The sequence below is a fragment of the Ancylobacter sp. IITR112 genome (assembly GCF_041415945.1).
In the GTDB taxonomy this organism is placed as follows: Bacteria; Pseudomonadota; Alphaproteobacteria; order Rhizobiales; family Xanthobacteraceae; genus Ancylobacter.
The window spans coordinates 4,208,003-4,233,712 of the sequence record NZ_JBGCUS010000001.1 but is presented as its reverse complement, the minus strand read 5'-3'; the positions used below and the strand labels follow the sequence as shown (position 1 = coordinate 4,233,712).

Annotated in this window: 18 protein-coding genes; 4 read left to right on the top strand and 14 right to left on the bottom strand. The window is 68.6% G+C overall.

Annotated elements, in window-relative coordinates; genetic code table 11:
• The first annotated feature begins 41 nt into the window (after positions 1 to 41).
• Positions 42 to 527, top strand: a complete 486-nt coding sequence (locus AAC979_RS20080) for an N-acetyltransferase family protein (protein WP_371348651.1) — start codon at positions 42 to 44, stop codon at positions 525 to 527.
• A gap of 132 nt (positions 528 to 659) precedes the next feature.
• Here the strand turns inward: AAC979_RS20080 and ahcY are convergent, their stop codons facing one another.
• The 6 genes from ahcY to AAC979_RS20050 all read right to left on the bottom strand — a co-directional run bounded on the left by ahcY (position 660) and on the right by AAC979_RS20050 (position 6,276).
• Complete coding sequence (gene ahcY / locus AAC979_RS20075; protein ID WP_371348650.1) at positions 660 to 2,081, bottom strand: adenosylhomocysteinase; 1,422 nt, start codon at positions 2,079 to 2,081, stop codon at positions 660 to 662.
• 228 nt (positions 2,082 to 2,309) lie between these two features.
• Positions 2,310 to 2,597 (bottom strand): HPr family phosphocarrier protein, encoded by a 288-nt coding sequence (locus tag AAC979_RS20070; RefSeq protein ID WP_371348649.1) that lies wholly within the window; start codon positions 2,595 to 2,597, stop codon positions 2,310 to 2,312.
• The gene (locus AAC979_RS20065) at positions 2,594 to 2,995 is read right to left on the bottom strand and encodes a PTS sugar transporter subunit IIA (protein WP_371348648.1); all 402 of its coding nucleotides are present in this window, start codon (positions 2,993 to 2,995) and stop codon (positions 2,594 to 2,596) included. The genes AAC979_RS20070 and AAC979_RS20065 overlap by 4 nt, the downstream gene beginning before the upstream one ends.
• Before the next feature lie 182 nt (positions 2,996 to 3,177).
• Complete coding sequence (locus AAC979_RS20060; protein WP_371348647.1) at positions 3,178 to 3,651, bottom strand: HPr kinase/phosphorylase; 474 nt, start codon at positions 3,649 to 3,651, stop codon at positions 3,178 to 3,180.
• A gap of 11 nt (positions 3,652 to 3,662) precedes the next feature.
• Positions 3,663 to 5,570 carry a stimulus-sensing domain-containing protein gene (locus AAC979_RS20055; protein ID WP_371348646.1) on the bottom strand — a complete coding sequence of 636 codons (1,908 nt, stop codon included), beginning with the start codon at positions 5,568 to 5,570 and terminating at the stop codon, positions 3,663 to 3,665.
• A 7-nt stretch (positions 5,571 to 5,577) separates the two neighbouring features.
• Positions 5,578 to 6,276 (bottom strand): response regulator transcription factor, encoded by a 699-nt coding sequence (locus tag AAC979_RS20050; protein WP_371348645.1) that lies wholly within the window; start codon positions 6,274 to 6,276, stop codon positions 5,578 to 5,580.
• 189 nt (positions 6,277 to 6,465) lie between these two features.
• Here AAC979_RS20050 and AAC979_RS20045 point away from each other — a divergent pair, with 189 nt between their 5' ends.
• Both AAC979_RS20045 and AAC979_RS20040 read left to right on the top strand, forming a co-directional pair.
• Positions 6,466 to 7,218, top strand: coding sequence for a HugZ family protein (locus tag AAC979_RS20045; RefSeq protein WP_371348644.1), 753 nt, complete (start codon positions 6,466 to 6,468; stop codon positions 7,216 to 7,218).
• Between the two features lie 118 nt (positions 7,219 to 7,336).
• Positions 7,337 to 8,821, top strand: a complete 1,485-nt coding sequence (locus AAC979_RS20040) for a phosphoenolpyruvate carboxykinase (ATP) (protein WP_371348643.1) — start codon at positions 7,337 to 7,339, stop codon at positions 8,819 to 8,821.
• 56 nt (positions 8,822 to 8,877) lie between these two features.
• Here the strand turns inward: AAC979_RS20040 and AAC979_RS20035 are convergent, their stop codons facing one another.
• Positions 8,878 to 10,347, bottom strand: a complete 1,470-nt coding sequence (locus AAC979_RS20035) for a sodium:proton antiporter (protein WP_371348642.1) — start codon at positions 10,345 to 10,347, stop codon at positions 8,878 to 8,880.
• A 185-nt stretch (positions 10,348 to 10,532) separates the two neighbouring features.
• Here AAC979_RS20035 and recR point away from each other — a divergent pair, with 185 nt between their 5' ends.
• Positions 10,533 to 11,138: a recombination mediator RecR gene (gene recR, locus AAC979_RS20030; RefSeq protein WP_371348641.1), complete on the top strand. Its 606-nt coding sequence runs from the start codon at positions 10,533 to 10,535 to the stop codon at positions 11,136 to 11,138.
• A gap of 19 nt (positions 11,139 to 11,157) precedes the next feature.
• Here the strand turns inward: recR and AAC979_RS20025 are convergent, their stop codons facing one another.
• From AAC979_RS20025 to AAC979_RS19995, 7 genes are all read right to left on the bottom strand, one after another.
• A complete protein-coding gene (locus AAC979_RS20025; RefSeq protein WP_371348640.1) occupies positions 11,158 to 12,504 on the bottom strand; it encodes an MFS transporter in 1,347 nt (448 codons plus the stop codon).
• Positions 12,505 to 12,635: 131 nt separating this feature from the next.
• On the bottom strand, positions 12,636 to 13,406 hold the full coding sequence (locus tag AAC979_RS20020) for a SapC family protein (RefSeq protein ID WP_371348639.1): 771 nt from the start codon (positions 13,404 to 13,406) through the stop codon (positions 12,636 to 12,638).
• A gap of 168 nt (positions 13,407 to 13,574) precedes the next feature.
• Positions 13,575 to 14,495, bottom strand: coding sequence for a transglutaminase N-terminal domain-containing protein (locus tag AAC979_RS20015; protein WP_371348638.1), 921 nt, complete (start codon positions 14,493 to 14,495; stop codon positions 13,575 to 13,577).
• Entirely contained in the window at positions 14,492 to 17,005 is a 2,514-nt protein-coding gene (locus AAC979_RS20010; RefSeq protein ID WP_371348637.1) for a circularly permuted type 2 ATP-grasp protein, read from the bottom strand. The genes AAC979_RS20015 and AAC979_RS20010 overlap by 4 nt, the downstream gene beginning before the upstream one ends.
• Before the next feature lie 138 nt (positions 17,006 to 17,143).
• A complete protein-coding gene (locus AAC979_RS20005; protein ID WP_371348636.1) occupies positions 17,144 to 20,455 on the bottom strand; it encodes a DUF2126 domain-containing protein in 3,312 nt (1,103 codons plus the stop codon).
• Positions 20,456 to 20,754: 299 nt separating this feature from the next.
• The gene (locus AAC979_RS20000; RefSeq protein ID WP_371348635.1) at positions 20,755 to 23,937 is read right to left on the bottom strand and encodes an efflux RND transporter permease subunit; all 3,183 of its coding nucleotides are present in this window, start codon (positions 23,935 to 23,937) and stop codon (positions 20,755 to 20,757) included.
• An 80-nt stretch (positions 23,938 to 24,017) separates the two neighbouring features.
• The gene (locus tag AAC979_RS19995) at positions 24,018 to 25,262 is read right to left on the bottom strand and encodes an efflux RND transporter periplasmic adaptor subunit (RefSeq protein ID WP_371349106.1); all 1,245 of its coding nucleotides are present in this window, start codon (positions 25,260 to 25,262) and stop codon (positions 24,018 to 24,020) included.
• Positions 25,263 to 25,710: the final 448 nt, after the last annotated feature.

The window sequence follows — 25,710 nt, the reverse complement described above, 5'->3', positions numbered from 1 at the left end:
ATCACAGGATTAAGGCCGGCGCGAGGACAGGGGGAATCAGAATGCTACGCGACGCGGTGGACGGTGATCTCGCCGGCATTCTCGCCATCTATAATCACGCGGTGCTGAACTCGACCGCGATCTGGAACGACACCCCGACCGATCTCGCCGCGCGCCGCGCCTGGCTGCACGACCGGCAGGGCCGCGGCTATCCCGTCATTGTCGCGGCGGAAGGCGGCGAGGTGCTCGGCTATGCCAGCTTCGGCGATTTCCGCCCCTTTGAGGGTTTCCGCATCAGCGTCGAGCATTCGGTCTATGTGGCGGAGAGCGCGCGCGGGCGCGGGCTCGGGCGGGCACTGGTGGAAGCGCTGTTCGCCCCGGCGCGGGCGCTCGGCAAGAAGGTGATGATCGGCGGCATCACCGGCGGCAATGACGCCTCGCTCGCCCTGCATGCCCGGCTCGGCTTTGTCGAGACCGGCCGCATGCCGGGCATCGGCACCAAGTTCGGCCGGCGGCTCGATCTCGTCTTCGTGCAAAAGGAGCTGTGAAGCGAGACCAATGCCGCGGACCCACGCCGTCATCCCGGCCGAGCGCAGCGCAGAGCCGGGATCGCATGCAGCATGAATGGCACGTCATCCCGGATCGGCCTTGCGGCCGTCCGGGATGACGGAGGCAGGTGATCAGTAGCGGTAATGGTCGGGCTTGAAGGGGCCTTCCACCGGCACGCCGATATAGTCGGCCTGTTCGGGGCGCAGCTTGGTCAGCTTCACGCCGAGCTTTTCAAGGTGCAGCGCCGCCACCTTCTCGTCGAGCACCTTCGGCAAGGTGTAGACCTTGTTGTCGTACTTGCCGACATTCGCCCAGAGTTCGATCTGCGCCAGCGTCTGGTTGGAGAAGGAGGAGGACATCACGAAGGAGGGATGACCCATCGCGTTACCGAGATTCACCAGCCGGCCTTCCGAGAGCAGGATGATGCGGTTGCCGCTCGGGAACTCGATCTCGTCCACCTGCGGCTTGATGTTGGTCCACTTGAAGTTCTTCAGGCCGGCGACCTGAATCTCGTTGTCGAAATGGCCGATATTGCAGACGATGGCCCGGTCCTTCATCTGCCGCATATGGTCGACGGTGATGATGTCGCGGTTGCCGGTGCAGGTGACATAGATGTCAGCGCGGGAGAAGGCGTCCTCGATGGTCGCCACCTCATAGCCTTCCATCGAGGCCTGCAGCGCGCAGATCGGATCGACTTCCGAGACGATGACGCGCGCGCCGGCCTGGCGCAGCGAGGCGGCCGAGCCCTTGCCGACATCGCCGAAGCCGGCGACGAAGGCGACCTTGCCGGCCAGCATCACGTCGGTGCCGCGGCGGATGGCATCGACCAGCGATTCGCGGCAGCCATAGAGGTTGTCGAATTTCGACTTGGTGACGCTGTCATTGACGTTGATCGCCGGGAACAGCAGCTTGCCCTGCTCGGCGAGCTTGTAGAGCCGGTGAACGCCCGTGGTGGTTTCTTCTGACACGCCCTTGATCGAGGCCGCGACCTGCGCGAACCAGCCCTTCGGCTTCTCCGCCAGCAGCTTCCTGATCAGGGCGAAGAAGATCTCTTCCTCTTCCGAACCCGGCTGGTCGAGGAAGCCGGTGTCGCCCTGCTCGGCGCGCAGGCCGTAATGCACCAGCATGGTGGCGTCGCCGCCATCATCGAGGATGAGGTTCGGCACCAGGGTCTCGCCCGGCTTGGCGCCGTGCCAGTCGAACAGCTTGGCGGTGAAGTCCCAGTACTCGGTCAGGGTCTCGCCCTTGAAGGCGAAGACCGGCGTGCCGCCGGCGGCGATGGCGGCAGCGGCGTGGTCCTGGGTGGAGAAGATGTTGCACGACACCCAGCGCACATCGGCGCCGAGCGCCTTCAGCGTCTCGATCAGCACCGCGGTCTGGATGGTCATGTGCAGCGAGCCGGCGATGCGCGCGCCCTTCAGCGGCTGCGAGGGGCCGTATTCCGCGCGGATGGCCATCAGCCCCGGCATTTCGGTTTCGGCGAGGTCGATTTCCTTGCGGCCGAAATCGGCGAGGCCGATGTCCCTAACGATGTAGTCGGTGGCAATGGCCATGAAAGTCATCCTGACGGGTGTGGCGGGTTCGGCAAGCGGTTTAGCAGCTAGAGCCTGACACAGCAATAACGACATAAAGATGTCTTTATGTCGTATGCTGTACCTAGGGGTCGTTCCGGTTCTACCGGCACGACGATGGCCGCGCCATGCCAGACGCTTCCAGTCCGGAGCCATTCGGATGGGTGGCGGGGCGAGCTGCGGCACCGGATGCCGCCGGGCGGACCGCGCCTACTCGCCTTCGCCGAAGCGGTCGGCGACCAGCGCCTCCAGCGCGTCGATCGCCGCTTTGGCCTCTGGCCCGGTCGCCTCGACCAGGATCGTCGTGCCCGGCGCGGCGGCCAGCATCATCAGTCCCATGATGGAGGCGCCGCCGACCGTCTCGCCGGCGCGGGTGACGCTCACCTCGGCGTCGAAGCGCTCGACCGTCTGCACGAATTTGGCCGACGCCCGCGCATGCAGGCCGCGCTTGTTGACGATGGCGAGTTCGCGCCGCAGCGCTTCCATAGCCACGCTCATTTCCCGGCCAGGACCCGGCTGGCGATGTTGATATATTTTCGGCCGGCCTCCTGGGCCTGCGCCACCGCCTCTTCCATAGGTACTTCGCCGCGTACGGTGGCGAGCTTGACCAGCATCGGCAGGTTGATGCCGGCGACCACCTCGATATCGGGCGATGTCATCACAGAGATGGCGAGATTGGAGGGCGTGCCGCCGAACATGTCGGTGAGGATCACCACGCCACCGCCGGTGTTCACCGTGGCCACCGCGTCGACAATGTCCTGACGCCGGCGCTCAATGTCATCGTCGGGCTCGATGGTGATCGCCTCGATCTGCGACTGCTTGCCCATTACATGTTCGAGCGCGGCGCGGAATTCGCTGGCAAGGCGTCCGTGCGTTACGAGTACGAGACCTATCATCTTGCTCCGCCGCACGCCGGTCCGGCGCGACTGCAATGCTTTGTGCCGGAGGCATGGTCCGAGGATCGCCCGCCGCCCCCTTTGCGGGGCGCACATCATCGTTGCGCTGCACCCGAATGGCAAGTACCGCTTGGGAAAATCCGCGCTGGTGCCTCGACACCCCTCGCGGCCGGTGCGAACGCCTAGTCCGGCCCCGGCGCGGTGAGCAGCAGCGCCAGGACCTGCTGCACCCCGTCGCACCCGGCCAATAACGGCAATCGCTCGATTTCCAGCCCCTCGATCATCACCCGCCGCGCCGACGGCAGCGGCAGGCGGGCGGAATCCCCGGCACCAAGATCGACGACGAGATCGACCCGCGCCTCGACGGCGAAAGGCAGCCGCCGCAGACCGACGCCGCGCACCTCGATCAGCCCGGCGAGGTTGTGCGGCGCGGCAGCGAACAACGCCGCGCCGCGCCGCTGCAGCCGCACCCGGTCGTCGGCCACCAGTTCCGCCCCCGGGGCCAGCCCGCCGCGCCCGGCGAGAATTAGCGCGAAGGCGAGGCGAGACTTGCCCGCACCCGAGCCTCCCCGGATCAGCACCCCCCGCTCACCGACACGGACGCAGGAAGCGTGCACAGTGGGGGAAACCTCGGCGGCTTCGTGCGCCTGCGTCATCGCGCCGTCTCTCAGCTCGCCGGCAGGCGGACGATGAAGCGGGCGCCGGCAAAGGGCTTCGCCGGGGGCGTCGTGGCCTCGCCTCTTTCCACCTCCGCGCCCTCGGGAGCCGCCACCTTCGCTTTGGCGCGCGAGGCCCGCGGCTTCTTCGCCGGCGGCTCGGGCGGGCGTGCCTCCGCCGGGCGGTTCTCCGCCCAGATTCGTCCACCATGAGCCTCGACGATCTGGCGCGAGATCGACAGGCCGAGGCCAGAATTCTGGCCGAATCCCTGTTCCTCCGGCCGGTCGGTATAGAAGCGCTCGAAGATGCGGCCCAGCGCATGCGGCGGAATGCCCGGCCCGTCATCATCGACGAAGATGTCCACCGTGTCGCGGTTGCGCCGGCAGGTGACGCGCACCTCCCCGCCCTTGGCGGAGAAGGAACGGGCATTGTCGATCAGGTTGTTGATCACCTGCCCGAGCCGCGAATCGTGCCCCGAAATGACATAGCCGGCGCCGGCCCCGGGCGGCGGTTCGAAATTCAGCGTCACCCGCACCCCGTCGCCGCGCACCACGTCATTGTGCACGCCGGTGACGGTGTTGAGCAGGCGCACCAGATCGACCGGCTCGGATTCCTGCCGCTGCAGCTCGGCATCGAGGCGGGAGGCGTCGGAAATGTCGGTGATCAGCCGGTCGAGTCGCCGCACATCGTGCTGGATCACCTCCAGCAGCCGCCCGCGCGAGGCATCCGACTTCGCCAGCGGCAGCGTCTCGACGGCGGAACGCAGCGAGGTGAGCGGGTTCTTCAGTTCATGCGAGACATCGGCAGCGAAGCTCTCGATCGCCTCGATGCGCGAATAGAGCGCATCCGTCATGTCGCGCAGCGCGCCGGAGAGGTGGCCGATCTCATCGGAACGGCTGGTGAAATCGGGAATCTCCACCCGCGAGCGGGTCCTCCGGCGCACCCGCTCGGCCGCGTCGGCGAGCTTGCGCACCGGGCCGGCAATGGTGCTCGCGAGCAGCAGCGAGAGCACGATCATGACCGCCATGGCGACAAGGAACACCCGCACGATGACGAGGCGCTCCGCCGCCACCGCCTCGTCGATCTCGCCGCCCTGGGTGGAGAGCAGCAGCGCGCCGAGAATGGCGCGGAAGCGCTGCACAGGCACGGCGACGGAGACGATCACCTGCCCGCGCTCATTCACCTGCACCGCGCTCGCCTTGCGGCCCTGCAGCGCTTCGATCACCGCCGGGTAGCCCTTGCCGTTATTCGGGCCGAGTTCCCGGTAGAGCGGCAGGTCGCCGCGCTCGAACCAGAACTTCATGCTGTTCCAGCCGCGCTCCATCCAGTTCGGCTTGGGCGTGGTCGGGGCGGGCATGTCGAAGCGCAGGATTTCGCCGCGCGCATAGAGCGAGCGGGAATCCAGCAGCAGCGCGCCGTCGCGGTCATAGATGCGCGCGCGCGTGCCTGTCGGCTCGACCAGCCGCTTCAGCACCGGGGCGACGCGCTCCGGGTTGATCGGAAATTCGAGCGGCGCGAAGCCCTCCTCGCCCGGGCCGTAGCTCTCGCCCGCCTTCAGCTCCAGCAGCCGGTCGGGATCAATGGTGATGGCGTTGGTTTCCACCTGCGCCGAGGCGGCGATGGCGCTGGCGATGATCTCCCCCTGCACCAGCAGGCTCTGCACCCGCGCGTCGATCAGCCCGGCGCGGAATTCGGAGAGGTAGAGAATGCCCGACACCAGCACGCACATGCCGGCGAGGTTGAGCAGCACGATCCGGCGGGTGAGGCTGGAAAAGCTCTTGAACGCCACGAAGTTGCGCGCCCGGCGCAAGGCGCCGAGCAGCCCCGCCCGCCCGCCGGGGCGGGAGGTCTCTGCCGCGTCCGTGTCCCCGGCCGCCGGCGGACCGGCGCCGTTCCGGGTCAGGTCCGGATCGAGCAAGGGCTCGCTACTCCTTGAAGCGATAGCCGACGCCGTACAGCGTCTCGATCATCTCGAAATTGTCATCCGCCACCTTGAACTTCTTGCGCAGCCGCTTGATGTGGCTGTCGATGGTGCGGTCGTCGACATAGACCTGATCGTCATAGGCCGCATCCATCAGCGCGTTGCGGCTCTTGACCACGCCGGGGCGGGTAGCGAGCGCCTGCAGGATGAGGAATTCGGTGACGGTGAGGGTGACGTTCTCGCCCTTCCAGGTGCAGGTGTGGCGCTCGGGGTCCATGCGCAGCAGGCCGCGCTCCAGCACCTTGGCGCTGTCGGTCTCGCGCGGCAGGCTTCCGTCCTTCGGCGCGAAGCGGCGCAGCACCGCCTTCACCCGCTCCACCAGCAGGCGCTGGGAGAACGGCTTCTTGATGAAGTCGTCGGCGCCCATCTTCAGGCCGAACAGTTCGTCGATCTCGTCATCCTTGGAGGTGAGGAAGATCACCGGCATGTCGCTCTTCTGACGCAGGCGGCGCAGCAGCTCCATGCCGTCCATGCGCGGCATCTTGATGTCGAAGATGGCGAGGTCGGGAGGGTTGGTCTTGAAGCCGTCCAGGGCGGTCGCGCCGTCGGTATACGTCTGGATACGATAGCCCTCCGACTCCAGGGCGATGGATACGGAGGTGAGAATGTTGCGATCGTCGTCGACGAGAGCGATGGTCGGCATCTGCGCACTTTCCTGTTCGGCGGCGGTACACGAAGCGGTGAACCCCGCCGGCGTGGCCACAATGTGACACGCAAACTGATTCAGCCGAAATTAGCGCGTTTCGCGCCCGCCCGCCAATCGGGGGGCGGACGGCTTGACGGCGCAGCAGGCAAGGCACACCTGTGTGGCAGATAAGGCGGAGCTTTCCACATGCCAGCGACTGCACCCCCGGCCGAGACGTTCGACCCTTCCCGCGCCGTCAAGCGGCTCATCCGCGAGAGCCAGACCGCCGCGCTCGCCACGCTCGACGCCGACGGCGCGCCCTATGCCTCGCTGGTGCAGCTCGCCACCCTGCCCGATGGCGCGCCGCTGCTGCTGCTGTCCCAGCTCGCCCGCCACACCGTCAATCTGCAGCGCGACGCGCGCGTCTCATTGCTGGTCGACGAGCACCGGGTGGGCGACGAATTGCAGGGCGCCCGCGCCGGGCTGAAGGGGCGCATCGCGGCGCTGACCGACCCGGAGGCGATTGCTACCGCCCGCCGCCGCTTTCTCGCCCGACATTCTGATGCGGCGGGCTTCGCCGGCTTCAGCGACTTCGCCTTCTACCGTGTCGAGGTGGAGAGCGCGCATCTTGTCGCCGGTTTCGGCCGCATCACCGATGTGGAGGGGCCGGCGCTCGCCACCCGCATCGACGATGCGGCGGGCGTGCTGGCGGCGGAAGAAGGCGCCGTGGCGCATATGAACGCCGACCATGCCGACGCCATCCAGCTCTATGCGCTCCACCTCATCGGCACCGGCCCCGGACACTGGAAGCTGGTCGGGCTCGACCCCGAGGGCTGCGACCTGATGGACGGCACCCAGGTACGGCGCCTCGATTTCGGCGCCCGCGTCACCACCGCGCAGGAGATGCGCGCGGCGCTGGTCGAGCGGGCCAATGCTGCCCGAGCGGCAGCCGTCCAATAACATCAAAAATCGACGCATAATCCTCGCTTTAGCCACATAATGGACCCGGAATTTCGCGCAAAACGCCCCTTTGGCCTCCCATGGTCGCGCCTCCTGTCATGCGTAGGAGGAGCCGACCTTGAACCTAACCGGCACGCAGAGCGAACCTTCCGGCCTTGAGGGCCTCGACCCCGCGGGCACCGGCCGGGTGTTCTGGAATCTGGGCACCGCCGTGCTGTGCGAGCGCGCCGTCGCACGGGGCGAAGTGCGGCTCTCGGCGACAGGGGCGCTGGCGGTCACCACGCTGCGGGGCGAGCCGGACCTCCGCCTCGCCCGCGTCGAGGACGGCGAGGCCGGCGCGCCGCCGGCGAGCATCGCCAGGTTGACCCGTGACCAGTTCGAGGCTCTGAAGGCCGATCTCCTCGCCTATGTCGCCCGCCGCACCCTGTTCGGGCAGGATATCCGCGTCGCGGCGGGGCCGTCGCGCCACGTCGCCCTGCGCCTGCTGTCGGACCAGGCGTGGCACGCCCTCGCCATCCGGCATCTGATGGCGGCGTGCGAGCCGGCCAGCGGCGAGGCCCCGCGTCTCACCATTCTGTGCGCGCCCGGCTTCCATCCCGTTGAAGAAACCCACGGCGTGCGTGGCGACGGCGTCGTGGCTCTCGATCTCGCAAGCGGGCTGGCGTTGGTCGCCGGTACGGCGCGCAGCGCGGCGGTCCGCGCCGCCCTCGCCCATCTGCTCGCCGCTCCGCTCGCCGAGGCGGGGCTGCTGCCGCTCGACGGTGCGGTGAGCGGCGGGCCGGTGACGCTGTTCATCGGTGCGCCCGGTAGCGGCAAAAGCACGCTCGCGGCAGGGCCGACGGAGCAAGGGCTACCCGTGTTCGACGGCGCGCTCGGCTGGGGCGATGACGGGCTCGTCGCGCTGGAGACCGGCCGCTATGCCCGGCCCGCCGATCTCGCGGCGGCGCCGGACGCACGGCAGGCGGCACAGAGCTTCGGCGCGCTGCTCGAAAACGTCGCCCTTGATCCCGCCCGCCGCACGGTCGATCTGACGGCGGGCGGCGCGGACGACGCCCGCCTCCTGCTGCCCGCCCTGAACGGCGGCACGCCCGCGCTCGGCGCGCCGGCGCATCTGTTCGTGCTCATCCGCGACGAGAGCGGCGCGCTGCCGGCGCTGGCGCGGCTGAACCCGGCGCAGGCGCTCGGCCCGCTGCTGTCCGAAGCAGGGCGGCCGGCGCCGGGCGCCGATAGCGACCGCCTGCGCGGGCTGTTGGAGCGCCACTCCCCCGCCTGCTGGCTGCTCAATACCGGCCGGATCGGCGACGAGACGGGCTCGCGCGTGCCGCTGGTGGCAAGCCGCCGCCTTGTCGACGCCGCGCGGGCGAGCGAAATCGCCGACAGCGCGTGGCGCACCGATCCGCATCTCGGCCTGCAAGTGCCGGTGGCGGTCGAAGGGGTGGACGCGGCTTTGCTCGACCCCGCCGGAGCCTGGGCAAACCGGGACGATTATGCCGCTGCCGCGCGCCGATGGGCAGAGCGTTTCGTCGCCGGCCGCTCCGTCGATGAGGTGCCCGCCGAGGCGGACGGCGCGGCGCCGTCCGGCATGGCCGTGGCGGCGGAGTAGGCCCGACAGGCGGCCCGTCCGGCGGGCCGCCGCGGCGGGCCACCCTGGCCCCTGGCTCAAAGGAAATAGAGCCAGGTCAGCAGCGCGAAGCAGGGCAGCAGGAACAGGCCCGACCAGGCCATATAGCCGAAGAAGCTCGGCATATTGACCCCGCGCCCCTTGGCGATGGCCAGAACCATGAAGTTCGGCGCATTGCCGATATAGGTCAGCGCCCCCATGAACACCGCGCCGGCGGAAATCGCCTCCAGCGTCACCGCGTAGCGCGTCATCAATTCCTGCGCGTCACCGCCGGCGAGGTTGAAGAAGACGAGATAGGTCGGCGCATTGTCGAGGAAGCCGGAGAGCAGACCGGTCATCCAGAAATAGCCGGCATTCACCGGACCGCCGGCCTCGTCCGTCACCAGAGCGACGAGCGGCGACAGCGCGCCCTCCGCCCCCGCCCGCAAAATGGCGATGACCGGAATGATGGTGAGGAAGATGGCGGCGAACAGCTTGGCCACCTCGCGGATCGGCTCCCAGTCGAAGCCGTTGCGCTCGCGAATGAAGGCCGGCGTGATGGCGATGGAGATGCCGGCCAGCACCAGCAGGCTTATGTCGCGCGCGATCGACGGCAGCGGCACATGGGTACCGAGGATGTTGAACTCGATACCCGGCTTCCACAGCGCGCTCATCAGGATGGCAGCGATAACGCCGCCGAGCAGCGGCAGGTTGCGCAGCCCGCGCAGGCCGAGCCGCTCCGTATCGGGCGTCGGATCGGCTTTCGGCGGAAGCTTCTCTTCCCGGCCATAGAAGTGCCGGTCGAGCAGATAGAACACCACCAGCAGGATCACGGCGACCACGGCCGTGTCGTGCAGCAGATGCTGGGTGGTCCAGAAGAAATCGACGCCCTTGAGGAAGCCGAGGAACAGCGGCGGGTCGCCGAGCGGCGTCAGCGAGCCGCCGATATTCGACACCAGGAAGATGAAGAACACGACGGTGTGCACGTTGAACCGGCGGTTGTCATTGGCGCGCAGCAGCGGGCGGATCAGCACCATGGAGGCGCCGGTGGTGCCGATCACGCTCGCCAGCACCGTGCCGATGGCGAGCAGCGCCGTGTTCACGCCGGGGCTGCCATGCAGATTGCCGGTAAGCAGGATCCCGCCGGAAATGGTGAACAGCGCGAACAACAGGATGATGAAGGGGATGTATTCCAGCAGCGCGGCATGCGCCACTTCATAGACGGCGAGGCCCGCGCCATGGACGGCGATGAACGGCACCAGAAAGGCCAGCGCCCAGAATAGCGCCACCTTGCCATAATGATGATGCCAGAAGGCGCCGGCCAGCAGCGGAATGATGGCGATCGACAGCAGCATGCCGGCGAAGGGCAGGCCCCAGAGCAGCGGCAACATCGCGCCGTTGATGCCCATGCCTTCCGCCGCCTGCGCCGGCCCGGCCATCGCCGGCACCAGGGCGGCAGCGGCAAGCAGGGGCATTAACGGCGCGGCACGGCGTGAGAGGGCACGGGCGGCGGCTTTCGTCGTCGTCATCGGTCTTCCCCGGTCGGCTGGTATGGCTGCTAGCGGGGTTAGCAACCCCCTCGCCGGGTGTCGAGCAAAACCGGACGTTTGGGCGCGGCCGTCGGCGGGGGGCCACGCCCCGCCCCTTTGCGGGCCGCGGCGGCCTGCGCTAGACGAAGCGGGCCGGCGGCCTCCCGACCGGCGATGAGGATGCCATGCCCCGCGCCGTCGCCGGCCCTGAAATCGAACGCCTGATCCAGCTTCTCGCCCGGGTGCCCGGTCTCGGGCCGCGCTCCGCCCGCCGCGCTGCCCTGCACCTGATCAAGAAGCGCGAGCAATTGATGAGCCCGCTCGCCAGCGCCATGGGCGATGTGCTCGGCAAGATCTGCACCTGCCGCATATGCGGCAACATCGACGTGCGCGATCCCTGCTCGATCTGCTGCGACGACACGCGCGATCCCGCGCTTCTGGTGGTGGTTGCCGACGTCGCCGACCTCTGGGCGCTGGAGCGGGCGGGCGCGGTCAACGCGCGCTACCATGTGCTCGGCGGCACGCTCTCCCCGCTCGACGGCATCGGCCCGGACGAGCTCAACCTGTCCTCGCTGGTGGCGCGGGTCGAGAGCGGCGCGGTGAGCGAGGTACTGCTGGCGCTCGGCGCCACGGTCGACGGGCAGACCACGGCGCATTACATCGCCGAGCTGCTGCGCGCAGCGCCGGTGAAGGTCACCCGCCTCGCCCATGGCGTACCCGTCGGCGGCGAGCTCGATTATCTCGACGAGGGGACTCTGTCCGCCGCCATCCGCGCGCGGACCAGTTCCTGATTCCGCGCGCCGGCGCGCGCTACGCCTTGACCGCCCCCAACTCCCGGAAATGGCCGCGCGCCTGCAGATAGGCGAGCAGGGCCAGCCCCGGCAGGGCGGCGAGCGCGGTGATGGCAAAGAACGCCATCCACCCCGTCGCCTCGGCGACGAAGCCGGCGGAGGAGGCGAGGAAGGTCCGCCCCACCGCCGCCAGCGCGGTCAGCAGCGCATATTGGGTCGCGGTATGGGCGCGGTTGCCGCACAGCGCCGAGATGTAAGCGACGAAGATCACCGTGCCGATGGCGCCGGTAAAGTTCTCGACCACGATGGTCGCGGTCAGCGCCGGCACATTCACCCCCATCCAGGCCTGCCAGGAAAAGGCGAGGTTGGAGAGCATCTGCAGCACCCCCGCCACCCAGAGGGCGGTGGCGAGCGGCAAGGCGCGGGCGATGACCCCGCCAGCAAAGCCGCCGACCAGCGCCGCGGCGAAGCCGACGCCCTTGACCACGCCGGCATAGGTCGCCTTGTCGAAGCCGATATTGATGACGAAGGCGCCGGTCAGCGCGCCGGCAAAGGCGTCGCAGAACTTGAACAGCACCACGAAGAGCAGGATGGCGATCGCGCTGTTGCGGGTGAGGAACTCGGCGAAGGCGCCCACCGCCGTCTCGCCGATGCGGCGGAACACGTTTTCCCCGTGCCGGATCGCCGGCGCGCCGGCCGGCTCCTTCGCGAGCAGCGCGGCGATCAGGCCGACGCCGACCATGGCGGCGGCGGCGAGATAGCCCCACGCCCACACATCCGCGCGCGGCACGCCCAGCACCTCGAACCACGCCACCAGCAGCACCACCCCGGCGCCGGAGGCCAGCATGCCGACCCGGTAGGCGGCGACATAGCCCGCCATGCCGGCAGCCTGTTCGCGCACCTCCAGGCTCTCGACGCGGAAGGCATCGACCACGATGTCCTGCGTCGCCGAGGCGGTGGCGACCAGCAGCGCGCCGAGCGCGACATGCCAGGGTGCGTTCACCGGGTCCTGAAAACCCAGCCAAGCGACGGCGAGGATCAGCAGAAGCTGGGTGAACACCAGCCAGCCGCGGCGCCGCCCGAGCCAGCGCCCCAGAAGCGGCACATCGAGCGCATCGACCAGCGGCGCCCAGATGAACTTGAAATTATAGGGCACGCCGACCAGCGCGAAGAGGCCGATCGTGGCGAGGTTCACCTGCGCCTCCGCCATCCAGATGGTCAGCGTGGCGCCGGACAGCGCCAGCGGCAGGCCGGAGGAGAAGCCCAGCAGCATGACGATGAGCACGCGACGGCGCAGATAGACGGCGAGGCTGGCGAGAAAGCCATCATCCTCGCGGGCCGGATCGGTGCGGGCGGTGTCGGTCATGGTCAGCGGTCTCGGCGGCGGGCGCACAGGCGCGAATCGGGGCGAGCGCACTTATCTCTAAAGTGCTTTCGCCCGCGATTGAATCACCAAGACGCCGCCGCAACCGACCCGGCCACCGGCTACGCTGTCCGTCAGTTCGTGGCGGCGGGGCGCTGCTTTGCGGAGAGTTCCACCAGATCACGCCAGCGTTGCTGCGAGGCAAGGTGCAGGACGATCAGGTCCAGCCAGCCCTTGGCGTGGAATTCCACCAGCACCGCGTCCGGCAGCTTGCGGAAGGCGGCCTCGTCGACCAGTTGGAAGCCCTGCACCACCGCCCGGCCGGAATCGGCGTAATTCACCTCCGCCGTGCGCGCCACCAGCAGCTTGTTGGCCTGCAGCGCCTCGGCGAAGGCCCGGGTGCGGGCATGGTCGGCGGCATAGGCCTCGCACAGCGCCATCGCCGCCTGCCCGGTCTGGGTGGCGGCGCCCTTGGCGTCGAACAGCCGCTCGGCCCCCGCGTCGCCCGCCGGGGCGATGCGGGGGCTGGCGAGGTCGATGCCGAGCATGGTCGCGCCACCCTCGGCGGTGATGCCGATGAAGGGGTAGCGGCGGATATAGCCGGGGATGTAACGGCCGGCGCGCCACTGTCCGTCGGCCTCCACGAACAGGTTCTGCTCGGCGGTGACGCCCGTCACCACCAGCGGCATCGCGGCCTCGTCGCTGGCGAACACGATGGGATAGTCATGCCCGGCGGCGACGAACTCGCTCACCACCAGCGGGACCGAAGTCGTGGTGGCGGCGAAGCCGAAATGCGGCTCGCGCCGCACGGAGAGCCGGGAATGGTCCTTGAACCGCAGCAGCGCCGGCGAGCGGTAGAACAGCGGCAGGGCGGGCGCGGCGGCGGGCGGGGTCGACTTCGTCACGGCGGAACCTTTCCACAGAAGAGGCGATGGACGCGCCCGTCCTGTGGGGAGCGTCCGGGGCCGACGGGCCGCCGCAGGCGCGCCCGAACGTCCGTCCGGGGATCGGCTTACCGCATCGGCGCGGGCGCGACAATTGCCCCGCCGGAGGCAGCACCCTCGCGCCCGGCTTCAGGCGGGAGGACGCGGCGGCTCCCGGCGGGGGGAAGGCTCATCCGGCATCGGGATGACATCAACCTCGACCTTCAGCTTCTGCCGTCCGGAACCGAACACCACGCCGCCTATCGGGGCGACATCGGTGTAGTCGCGCCCGACCGCCAGCACCACATGGTCGGTGGCGACGGTGAGCGCATTCGTCGGGTCCAGCCCCTGCCAGCCGATCGCCTCCCCGCACCACACCGCCACCCAGGCATGCGTGGCGTCGGCCCCCTGCAGCCGCTCCTTGCCCGGCGGCGGCTCGGTGCGCAGGAAGCCGGAGACATAGGCCGCCGGCAGGCCGAGCCCGCGCAGCCCGGCGATCATGATATGCGCGAAATCCTGGCACACGCCGGCCCGCATCTCGAAGGCTTCCAGCGGCGGGGTGGAGACATCGGTGGCGCGCGGATCGTAGGTGAACTCCGCATGGATGCGCTGCATCAGCTCAATGCAGGCGTCGAGCATCGGCCGGTCCGGCGGGAAGCTCGTCGCGGTCCAGTCGGTGATGGCCGGGCTCAGCGGCACGGCGGGGCTCGGAAACAGGAAATGCGCCGGAGACTGGGCGGAGAGATCGAGACTGCCATTGGCCGCCTCGCGTGTCGCCTCCCAGGAGGGGCCGGCCTGCGCCGGCACCTCGCGCGGCGCCTCCACCTCCACCCGCGCCCGCGTCTTGACGACGAAACTGCGGTGCGGGGTCTCGATACGGATATGCACCACCTTGTTGCCGAAGAAATCGCGGGTCTCGGTCCATTCCGCCGGCTCGGGCTCGACGGTGAAATGGCTGGCGACCACCCGCTGGTTCGCCCGCTCCACCGGCACCATGCGCACCACATGGCGCGCCACCGGGACGGAGGAGGCGTAGGAATAGGCCGTGGACTGGTGAATGTCGTATTTCATGCCAGCAGATCCCACGGCGTCTCCACCGGCTGGCGGTGGATGAAATAGCGCTCGGCCACGTCGTTGGAGAGCTCCATGAGCTGGGATTCGATACGGCTTAGCCGGCTATCATCGAACTCGACCGCGTCGAACGCCTTCATGCTCGCCGAGAGCCGGGCGACGAGCCGCTCCTCCGGCGGAGGCAGCGCGTCGCCGGCATGGCCGGGCAGCACGTCGAGATGATCGGCGATGGCGGCGATCTGGAAGGCGAGCGAGCGCGGATTGACGGGATCGAGCAGCACGAGGTCGAGCACCGGGGCGCGGCTTTCCACCATCACATAACGCGAGCGGTAGGTGATCTGGCTGTCGCACAGTTCCAGCAGCACATCGAGTGTGCTGGCGCTCGGCCTCTCGCCGACCAGCGCGCGGGCGAAACGGCACACGGCGATGCCGCGCTCGATGCGCCGGCCGAGATCGAGGAAGCGCCAGCCGGCGAGGCGGTTCATGTTCTCCGAGGCGAGGCCGGAAAAGGCCGCGAGCGATCGCAGCGCCCGGTCGGCGCGCTCATAGGCGTCCGGCTCGGCGCTGCCGGGCGGCACCGGCTCGTCCATCATCAGGCCGAGATCGGCCAGGGTGCGCCAGGCATCAGGGGAGAGCCGGTCGCGGATCACCGAAGCGGTATGGCGGGCGCTGTCGATGAGGTTGGGCAGCGCGCCCGGCCGCTCGCGCCCGGCCAGCGCCGCCAGCACATGGCGGATCGGGCGCGCGCGCGTCAGCTCGTCCGGCACCGCCCCCCAGGATTGCAGCAGGTCGAGCAGCGCCGGCACCGATCCACCGCCGCCATCGGCGGTGGAGGAGAGCCGCCCGGCCAGTGTGCGTAGCAGCCGCAGCGTGCCTTCGGCGCGCTCCACATAACGTCCCAGCCAGAAGAAATTATCCGCCGCCCGGCTCGGCAGCGGCCCGGTCTGGCGCTTCACCTCCACCGTGTCGGGCGCCGGCAGCAGCGAGGTCTGCTCCACCGGTGCGGCATCGAGCACCCAGACATCGGCAGAGCGGCCGCCCCCCTGCATCGACACCGCCCGCGCGTCGAGCGTGTCGGAGACGCGGCAGAAGCCGCCGGGCATCACCGTCCAGCCGGCCTCGGTCGCGGCGACGAAGATGCGCAGGATGAAGGGGCGCGGCTCCAGCCGGCCATTACTCCACACCGGCATGGTCGACAGGCGGACCGCCTCCTGCCCGACAATGTCGACCCCCCGGGTGCGGATGGCGCGTTCCACCGCCGCTCGGCGCGCGGGATCGAGATCGGCGCCGATCACCGGCCCGTTCTCCAGCGCGCCCGGCACCGGCCGGCGGAAGGCGGGCGAGAGCACGAGATCGTCCAGGCTGTCGAGCACCCGCTCACGCTCGGCCTTCTGGCCGCACCACCAGGTGGCGATATTGGGCAGGATCGGCGTCTCGCCCAGCACCTGCGTCGCCAGCCGGGGCAGGAAGCCCATCATCGCCGGCGCCTCCACCACGCCGGTGCCGAGCGCGTTCGCCAGCGCCACCCCCCCGGCACGCACCGCCTGCATCAGCCCGGGCACGCCGAGGCGCGAGGACGGGTTGAGTTCCAACGGGTCGGCATAATCCGCATCGAGGCGGCGCAGCAGCACGTCCACCCGCTTCAGCCCGGCCACGGTGCGGACATAGACGACATTGTCGCGCACGGTGAGGTCGTCGCCCTCCAGCAGCACGAAGCCGAGATAGCGTGCGAGATAGGCGTGCTCGAAATAGGTTTCGTTCAGCGGGCCGGGGGTGAGCAGCCCCACCCGCCCCTCGCCAGAGCGGTCGAGCTTGGTCAGCCCGGCCCGCAGCCCCTGAAAATAGCCGGCGAGCCGCATCACATTGAGCGAGCGGGCGAGGTCCGGCAGAGCGCGGGCGATGGCGATGCGGTTCTCCAGCGCATAGCCGGCACCGGAAGGCGACTGCGTGCGGTCGGACAGCACCCACCAGCGCCCGTCCGGGCCGCGGCCGAGATCGGCGGCATAGATCTTGAGGAAGCTGCCGCCATGCGGGTCGACGCCGACCATGGGCCGCAGGAAATCCGGATTGCCCGCCACCGCCGCCGCCGGCAGCGCGCCCGAGCGCACCAGCCGGCCCTCGCCATAGAGGTCGGACAGCAGCCCTTCCAGCATCTGCGCGCGCTGGATCAGCCCCCGCTCCAGCGCCCGCCATTCCGCCGCGTCGATGACCAATGGCAGGTGCGAGATCGGCCAGGGCCGTTCGCCGCCATTGGGGTCGTCATAGACGCGGTAGAACACGCCGGAGCGGTAGAGATGGCGGTCGGCGGCGCGGAAGCGGCGGTTTACCTCCTCGACACCCATCTCGGCCAGCGCCGCCAGCAGCGAGGTCCAGTGCGCGCGCGGACGCCCCTCGCCGTCCACGAGCTCATCGTGGACGGCGGGCAGCGGCTTGTACTGCGCCAGCAACGCCGCCACTGCCGCTTCCTCGAAGCGGCGCGTGCGTGCCTGCGGCTCGGTGCGACCGGGCATGGCTCCCTCTCAGCCCCGCAAAGGATGGGCATACCATCCCCGAACCCCTGCCGCACAGTGCCGGCGCGCCACACCCCCGCCGCTGCGGCAGCGGCGGGGGTGTGGCGGCGGGGAAGCGGACCGGCCGGCCATGGCGCGTCAGAGGCGCGCCGGACGGCGCAGGTCCAGCGTCGCGGGGAATTCGCCCGACGGTTCCTCAGGCGGCACGAACAGGTAGCCCGGCGTGTGGCCGTGATCCTGGAAACGCGCCAGCCGCCGGGCCTGCGCCTCATAGGAATTGACCGGGAAGGTGTCGTAGTTGCGCCCGCCGGGATGGGCCACATGGTAGACGCAGCCGCCGAGCGAGCGGTTCGACCACAGATCGACGATGTCGAAGGTGAGCGGCGCCTGCACGGGAATTGTCGGGTGCAGGCCGGAAGCCGGTTGCCACGCCTTGAAGCGCACCCCGGCGACATATTCGCCGAAGCGCCCCGTCGGCATCAGCGGCAGGCGGCGGCCATTGCAGGCGACGACATGGCGGGCGGCATTGAGCCCCTCCACCCGCACCTGCAGACGCTCCACCGAGGAATCGACGAAGCGCACCGTGCCGCCGACCGCGCCCTCCTCGCCCATCACATGCCAGGGCTCCAGCGCCTGGCGCAGTTCCAGCGTCACCCCGCCATGCTCCACCTGGCCGAAATAGGGGAAGCGGAATTCGCGCTGCGCCTCGAACCACAGCGGATCGACGCGGTAGCCGGCGCGGCCGAGATCGCCCAGCACGTCCTGGAAATCGGCCCAGACGAAATGCGGCAGCATGAAGCGGTCAGCCAGCGCCGTGCCCCAGCGGGTGAGCGGGCCCTGCTGCGGCTCCCGCCAGAACCAGGCGATCAGCGCCCGCAGCAGCAATTGCTGGGCGAGCGACATGCGCCAGTCCGGCGGCATTTCGAAGGAGCGGAACTCGACAAGGCCGAGCCGCCCCGTCGGCCCATCCGGCGAGAATAGTTTGTCGATGCAGATTTCAGAGCGGTGGGTGTTGCCGGTGACATCGGTGAGCAAATTGCGGAACAGCCGGTCCACCAGCCAGGGCGGCGGCACGAGGCCCCTTCCCGGCGCGGGCACCTGCGCCATGGCGATTTCCAGCTCATACAGGCTGTCATGGCGCGCCTCGTCGACGCGCGGCGCCTGGCTGGTCGGGCCGATGAACAGGCCGGAGAACAGATAGGACAGCGAGGGGTGGCGCTGCCAATAGGTGACGAGGCTTTTCAGCAGGTCCGGCCGGCGCAGGAATGGGCTGTCCGCCGGCATGGCGCCGCCCACCACCACATGGTTGCCGCCGCCCGTGCCGGTGTGGCGCCCGTCGACCATGAACTTCTCGGTGCCGAGGCGGGAGAGCCGGGCCTCCTCATAGAGATCGCGGGTGATCTCGACGCAGGTCCGCCAGTTGGCGGCGGGATGGACATTCACCTCGATGACCCCGGGGTCGGGTGCCACGCGGATGACGTTGAGCCGCGGATCGACCGGCGGTGTGTAGCCCTCGATATGCACGGGCAGGCCGAGTTCGTCCGCCGTCACCTCGATGGCGGCGAGCAGTTCGAGATAGTCTTCCAGCCGCTCGGTCGGCGGCATGAACACGCAGAGCCGCCCGTCGCGCGGCTCGACGGAAAGCGCGGTACGCACCGCGCCGGTGCCGGTGAGCACCTGGTCGACCTGGTCCTGCGAGGGCTCCTCGCGCGCCGAGCGCCGGTAGAGCTGGTGCAACGTCTCCGCATCCGGCAGGTCGCCGGAAATCGCCATCGGGTCGGCGGGATTTACGTAAGGATAGGCGGCGGGCGGCACCCAGGGCAGGCTCGCCAACGGCAGGCGGAAGCCAAGCGGGGAATCACCGGGCATCAGCAGCAGCCGCCCGCGCCGGAAGCGCCACATCTCGCTGACCCAGCCGCGCGCGCCGCGCGCCTGCCAGCGCTGGATCGGCAGCACATAGCCGCTCGCCGTGCCGAGCCCGCGCTCGAACACACGGGCAAAGCGGGCACGCGCCTCGGCATCCTCCAGCTTGGTGTCAAACGGGTCGGCATTGTCGGGAAGCTCGGCCTCCTTCAGCATCCAGTGCGCCGCGTCCTCATAGGCGGGCTGGGCATAGGCGGCGCCGAGCCCGAGGCTGGTCGCCAGCGTCTGGGTGAAGCGCTGCGCCTCGGCAATGGTGGCGCCCTTCTGCGTCTCGGTGGCGACAAGGGCGGGATCGCGCCAGATCGGCTTGCCGTCCTTGCGCCAGTAGAGCGAGAAGGTCCAGCGCGGCAGGCTCTCGCCGGGATACCACTTGCCCTGACCGTAATGCAGCATGCCGCCGGGGGCGAAGCGCGTGCGCAGCCGGCGGATCAGTTCGTCGGCGCGCGCCCGCTTGGTCGGCCCGACGGCGGAAGTGTTCCACTCCGCGCCCTGATAATCGTCGATGGAGATGAAGGTCGGCTCGCCGCCCATGGTCAGGCGCACATCCTGCGCCGCCAGATCCGCATCCACCCGGTCGCCGAGCGCGTCGAGCGCGGCCCACGCCTCGTCGGAGAAGGGCAGCGTCACGCGCGGCTTCTCGGCGACGCGGGTGACGCGCATGTCGAACTCGAACGCGGTCTTGGTTCCTTCCTCGGCCGAGAAGCCGCCGGTGATCGGCGCGGCCGACGAAGGGCTGGGCGTGGCGCAGAGCGGCAAATGGCTCTCGCCGCACAGCAGGCCGGAAGTGGGGTCGAGGCCGATCCAGCCGGCGCCGGGCAGATAGACCTCGCACCAGGCGTGCAGGTCGGTGAAATCCACCTCGGTGCCGGTGGGGCCGTCCAGCGCCTTCACGTCGGGCTTGAGCTGGATGAGATAGCCGGAGACGAAGCGCGCGGCGAGGCCAAGCCGGCGCAGCACCTGCACCAGCAGCCAGCCGGAATCGCGGCACGAGCCGGAGGCGAGCGCCAGCGTCTCGTCCGGCGTCTGCACGCCCGGCTCCATGCGGATGAGGTAGCCGACGCGACCCTGGACCTTCTGGTTGAGGGCCACGAGATAATCGACGGTCATCGCTCCGTCGTCCGGGCGCACCTCCTCGACAAAGGCGTCCAGAAGCGGCCCGCCCTCCTCGCGCTCCAGATAGGGGATCAACTCCTTGGCCAGCGCGGTCGGATAGGCGAAGGGCAGCGTTTCCGCATATTCCTCGATGAAGAAGTCGAACGGGTTGTAGACCGTCATGTCAGCGATGAGGTCGACCTCGACCCGGAACTCCGTAACCTTCTCCGGGAAGACGAAGCGCGCCATCCAGTTGCCGAACGGGTCCTGCTGCCAGTTCACGAAGTGGTTCGAGGGCGTGACCTTGAGCGCATAGCTTTTCACCGGCGTCCGGCAATGCGGCGCCGGGCGCAGCCGGATGATCTGCGGGCCGAGGGTGACCGGGCGGTCATAGCGGTAGGCCGTGACGTGATGCAGGCTGGCGAAGATTGTCATAGGCACCCACTGACCAGAAAGGAGCACGGCGCCCACGCCCGGGCCGGACGCGGCGATAGGAGCGTGATCAACGCAGGAATCGTGCCGCAGGGCAATGGGAGGGCGGCGGCGGGGCCGGCAGGCAGGCAGCCGCGCGGGGTCGACGTCCCGACGCCCAGCAAAGCATCACCCCGCTGCCGCCAAGACAGGCGACGGCAAGACAGGCGACGCCAAGAGACGCGACGGCAAGAGAAGAGACACGGCCAGAGAGGAAGCACGGCGACGCGAGGCGCCCGCAAGGCGGGGCGCCCGCGCCAGTCTCACGCCGCCGAGTGCGGTGCCCCCTCGCCGCCCTCGGGCGGGGTGCTGCCGGCGGGCGCCTTGCCGCCTGAGCGCCGTTCCTCGAAGCGCTGCAGCACCGCGTAGAAGGACGGCACGAACAGCACGGCGAGGCAGGTGGAGGCGAGCATGCCGGAGAACACCGCGATGCCGATCGACTTGCGCGAGGCCGCGCCGGCGCCGGTGGCGAGCACCAGCGGCAGCACGCCGAGAATGAAGGCGAAGGAGGTCATCAGGATCGGGCGGAAACGCAGCCGCGCCGCCTCCGTCGCCGCTTCGACGATCTCCATCCCCTCCGCCCGTTTCTCGCGCGCGAATTCCACGATCAGAATCGCGTTCTTGGCCGACAGGGCGATCAGCAGGATCAGGCCGATCTGGGTGTAGAGATTATTGGCGAAGCCGAGCCCGGTGAGCGCGCCAACCGTGCCGAGCAGCGCCAGCGGCACGGCGAGCAGCACCGCGAAGGGCAGCACCCAGCTTTCATACTGGCCGGCGAGCACGAAATAGACCAGCAGGATGGCGAGGGCGAAGACGAAATAGACCTGATTGCCGACCACCACCTCCTGATAGGACATCGCCGTCCAGTCGAAGCCCATGCCCGCCGGCAGGGTGGAATCGGCGATCTGGTCCATGATCTGCAGCGCCTGACCGGACGAGAAGCCCGGCGCCGGCCCACCCTGAATGGTGGTGGCGGGATAGAGATTATACAGCGTGATCAGCGGCGGCCCGAAGACCGGCTCCACCTCCGCCAGCGTGCCGATCGGCACCATCACCCCTTCCGGGGTACGGATCTTCAGGCCGAGGATTTCCTCCGGCGTGCGGCGGAAATCCGCCTCGGCCTGGATATAGGCTTGGAAGGTCTGGCCGAACTCGTTGAACTGGGTGACGTAGCTCGAGCCGACATAGCCCTGCACGGTCGAGAACACCTGGCCCACCGTCACGCCCAGCGTCTCCGCCTTGATGCGGTTGATCTTGAGCAGCAACTGGGGAACGTTGGCGCGGAACGAGGTGGACAGGCGCTGCAGCGCCGTCTGGGTGGAGGCGTTGGCAAGGATCTGCTGCGTCACCGCCTGCAGCTCGGCGAAGTCGAAGCTGCCATCCCTCTGCTGCACCATCATGGTGAAGCCCGAGGCGTTGCCGATGCCCTGGATCGCCGGCGGCACCAGCACGAAGGTGAAGGCCTGATCGACCTGCTGCAGTTCCTTGTTCAGCGTGTCGTAGATGAAGCGCAGCCCGTGGCCGGCCTTGTCGCGCTCGTCCCAGGGATCGAGCATGACATAGGCCACGCCGCCATTGGGCAGGGTGGCGTTGTTGTCGAGCACCGAGACGCCGGAAATGGCGATGACATTCTTCACCCCCGGGGTCTTGCCGGCGATCTTGGAAATCTGGTCCATCACCTCGTTGGTGCGCTCCAGCGAGGCGGCGTCGGGAAGCTGGGCGCCGATCAGCACATAACCCTGGTCCTCGATCGGCAGGAAGCCGGTCGGCACCCGGGTGAGGCCCCAGATGGCGAGGCCGATCAGCACTAGGCCGACCGTGACGACCACACCGCTCGCCTTCACCATGTGGTGGATCAGGCCGGCATACCAGTGCTCGGCCCGGTTATAGACCTTGTTGAAGCCACGGTAGAAGAAGTTGCGCTGCTCCTCCGGCACCGGCTTGCGCAGCCACAGCGCGCACTGGGTCGGCTTCAGCGTCATCGCGTTGATCGCCGAGATGAAGGCGGTGGCGGCGATGACAAGGGCGAACTGCTTGTACATCTGCCCGGTGAGGCCGGGCATGAACGCCGCCGGCAGGAACACCGCCATCAGCACCAGCGTGATGCCGATGATCGGGCCGAGTAGCTCGTCCATCGCCTTCTCCGCCGCCTCGCGGCCGGGCAGGCCGCGCTCGATATGGCGGGCGACGCCTTCGACGATGACGATGGCGTCGTCAACCACGATGCCGATGGCCAGCACGATGGCGAACAGGGTCGAGAGGTTCACCGTGAAACCCATCGCCGCCATGGCGGCGAAGGTGCCGATGATCGTCACCGGCACGGTGGTGGCGGGCACCAGCGTGGCGCGCCAGTCCTGCAGGAACACCAGAATCACGACGAGCACGAGAATGCCGGCCTCGAACAGGGTCTTGTAGACCTCCGTCACCGAGGCGTTGACGAAGACGGTGGTGTCGAACGGCACGTCATAGGTGAGATCGGGCGGGAAGCTCTTGGCGAGCTCGTCCATCTTGGCCCGCACCTCGGTCGCCACCTGCAGCGAGTTCGCCTCCGGCAGCTGGTAGATGGCGAGCGCCGCCGCCGGCTTGTCGTTGAAGGTGAAGACCTGGCTGTAGGTCTGCGCGCCGATCTCGACCCGCGCCACGTCGCGCAGGCGGGTGATGCGCCCGCCATCGGCGTTCGACACCTTGACGATGATGTTCTCATAGTCGGCGACATCGTTCAGCCGCCCGTCCATCAGCAGGCTGAACTGGAAATTCTGCCCCTTCGGCACGGGCGGCATGCCGACCACGCCGGAGGCGACTTCCTGGCTCTGCTGCTGGATCGCGTTGATCACGTCCTGAGGGGTGAGCTGGCGGGCCTGCAGTTCGTCCGGGTTCAGCCAGACGCGCATCGCATACTGGCCGGCGCCGAACACCACAACGTTGCCGACGCCGTCGAGACGGGCGATCTCATTCTCAAGGTTGATGACGCCGTAATTGGCCAGGAACAGGCTGTCATAGGTTCCGCCCGGCGAATAGAGCGTGACGAATTGCAGGATCGCCGTCGACTTGATCTGCGTGGTGACGCCCTGCACCTGCACCGCCTGCGGCAGCGAGGCCAGGGCGATGGCGACGCGGTTCTGCACCAGCACCTGCGCCATGTTGGGGTCGGTGCCGATGGCGAAGGTCACGGTCAGCGTGTAGGTGCCGTCGCTGGCGCTGGTGGACTGCATGTAGAGCATGTCCTCGACGCCGTTCACCTGCTGCTCGATCGGCAGCGCGACGGTGTCGACCATCGTGCGGGCGCTGGCACCCGGATACATCGTCGTCACCTGGATGGTAGGTGGCACGACGTTGGGATATTGCGCCACCGGCAGCGAGTAGAGCGCGACGGCGCCGATCAGCACGAAGACCAGCGCGAGAACGTTGGCGAGGACCGGCCGTTCGATGAAGAAGCGGGAGATCATGTGACGGGCCTTCGGTTCAAGCGGGCCGGAGCGGGAGTCGCGAGGTCAGTGGCAGTCGTTCGGCGGGCGGCCTGTGCCGGTCAGTTCGCCGGCTTGGCCGGCGCCGCATCGGTCTTCGTGGCGTCGGTCTGGGCCGCGTCGGTTTTGGCCGCGTCAGTCTTGGCCGCGTCAGTCTTGGGGGCATCTGCCTTGGGGGCATCGGCCTTGGCCGCGTCGGATGCAGAGGCGGCGCTCGCTGTCGCCGCCACCGGCGCGACCTTCGAACCCGGCGTCGCCCGCTGGATGCCGCCCACTACCACGCGGTCATCCGCCGCGAGGCCGGACTCGATCACCCGGTTGGCGCCGATCTGCTGGCCCACGGTGACGATCTTCTGCTCGACCACATTGTCCTTGTTGACGACCAGCACATATTTGCCCTGCTGGGCGGTGCCGATCGAGGTGTCGGGGACCAGGAAGGCATTGGGAATCTGCTTGGCGGGAATGCGCACCCGCACGAACAGGCCGGGCAGCAGCGCCAGCTTGGGATTGTCGAACACGCCGCGCACCAGCAGCGTGCCGGTGGAGGGGTCGACCTCGGGCGAGACATAGTCCAGCCGGCCCTTATGCGGGTACTCGTTACCCTCATTCTGCAGGCCGAGGTCGATCTCGATCTGCTTGACGTCCTCGATGGTCCGGCCCTGCGCCGCCAGCGTTTCCTTGATGCGCAGCACTTCGTTCTCGCCAATGTTGAAATAGGCGTAGATCGGGTTCATCTCGACGATGGTGGCGAGCGTGGTCGGCTGGCCGTGGCCGACGAGCTGGCCGACATCGGCGAGATGCCGGGTGACGATGCCGTCGAACGGCGCCGTCACCGTGGTGTAGCCGAGATTGATGGTGGCGATCTCGACATTGGCCTTGGCCGCGTCCACCGAGGCGATGGCCTCGTCCCGCGCTGCCCGCGCCTTGTCCACCGTCGCCTGCGAGGAGAAGTCCTGCTGGCCGAGCGTCGACTGGCGCTGATACTCGGCCTCGTTATTGGTGAGCTGGGCCTGCGCGGAGGCAAGCTGCGCCTTCGCCTGGTCGAGATCGGCCTGGTAGGTGTCCTGCTGGATGAGGAAGAGCCGGTCGCCCTTCTTCATCACCGCGCCGTCCTTGTAGTCGATCGACATCAGGAAGCCTTCGACACGGGCGACCAGATCGACCGTGTTGATGGAGGCGGTGTTGCCGGTGAATTCGAGATAGCGCGTCACCGCCTGCTGCACCGGCGCGGCCACCGTCACCTGCGGCGGCGGGGGAGGCACATATTTGTTCTCTTCCGAGCAGGCCGCCAGCATCATCGCCACCATGCCGACGCCGAGCCAGCCAGTTCCCCCACGTCGCCAACCGGCCTTACTCATGCTCGGACCCATCCCACTCTCCCGTGGCGCCATTTCCGCCACCGAACTATACCGCCGACGGCCCCCTTGTCTAGTTTCGCCAAAGCTGACGTATTCAATAAAAAGAAACATTACAGAAATAGAGCCCGCCCCAATATACGAATGGTTTCTTACATCTTGATGATGGGAGCAGACGGCCGAATCCCGCGTCAGCCGTCTATTCGTCGTTGGTGAGTGCGCGCAATAGTTCGGCTCACCCGCCTTGCGTGCCATATCCCGGCACCAGAGGCGCGATGACCGTACAAGCGGACAAATCGTGTCACGGCAGATCTTGCGGCGACACCTCCAGGGGCGGGTCGGCGCCCGTCCGCCGCCCACCCATCGCCCGCGCCCGGCCTGACCGTCCCCGTGCCCCCGG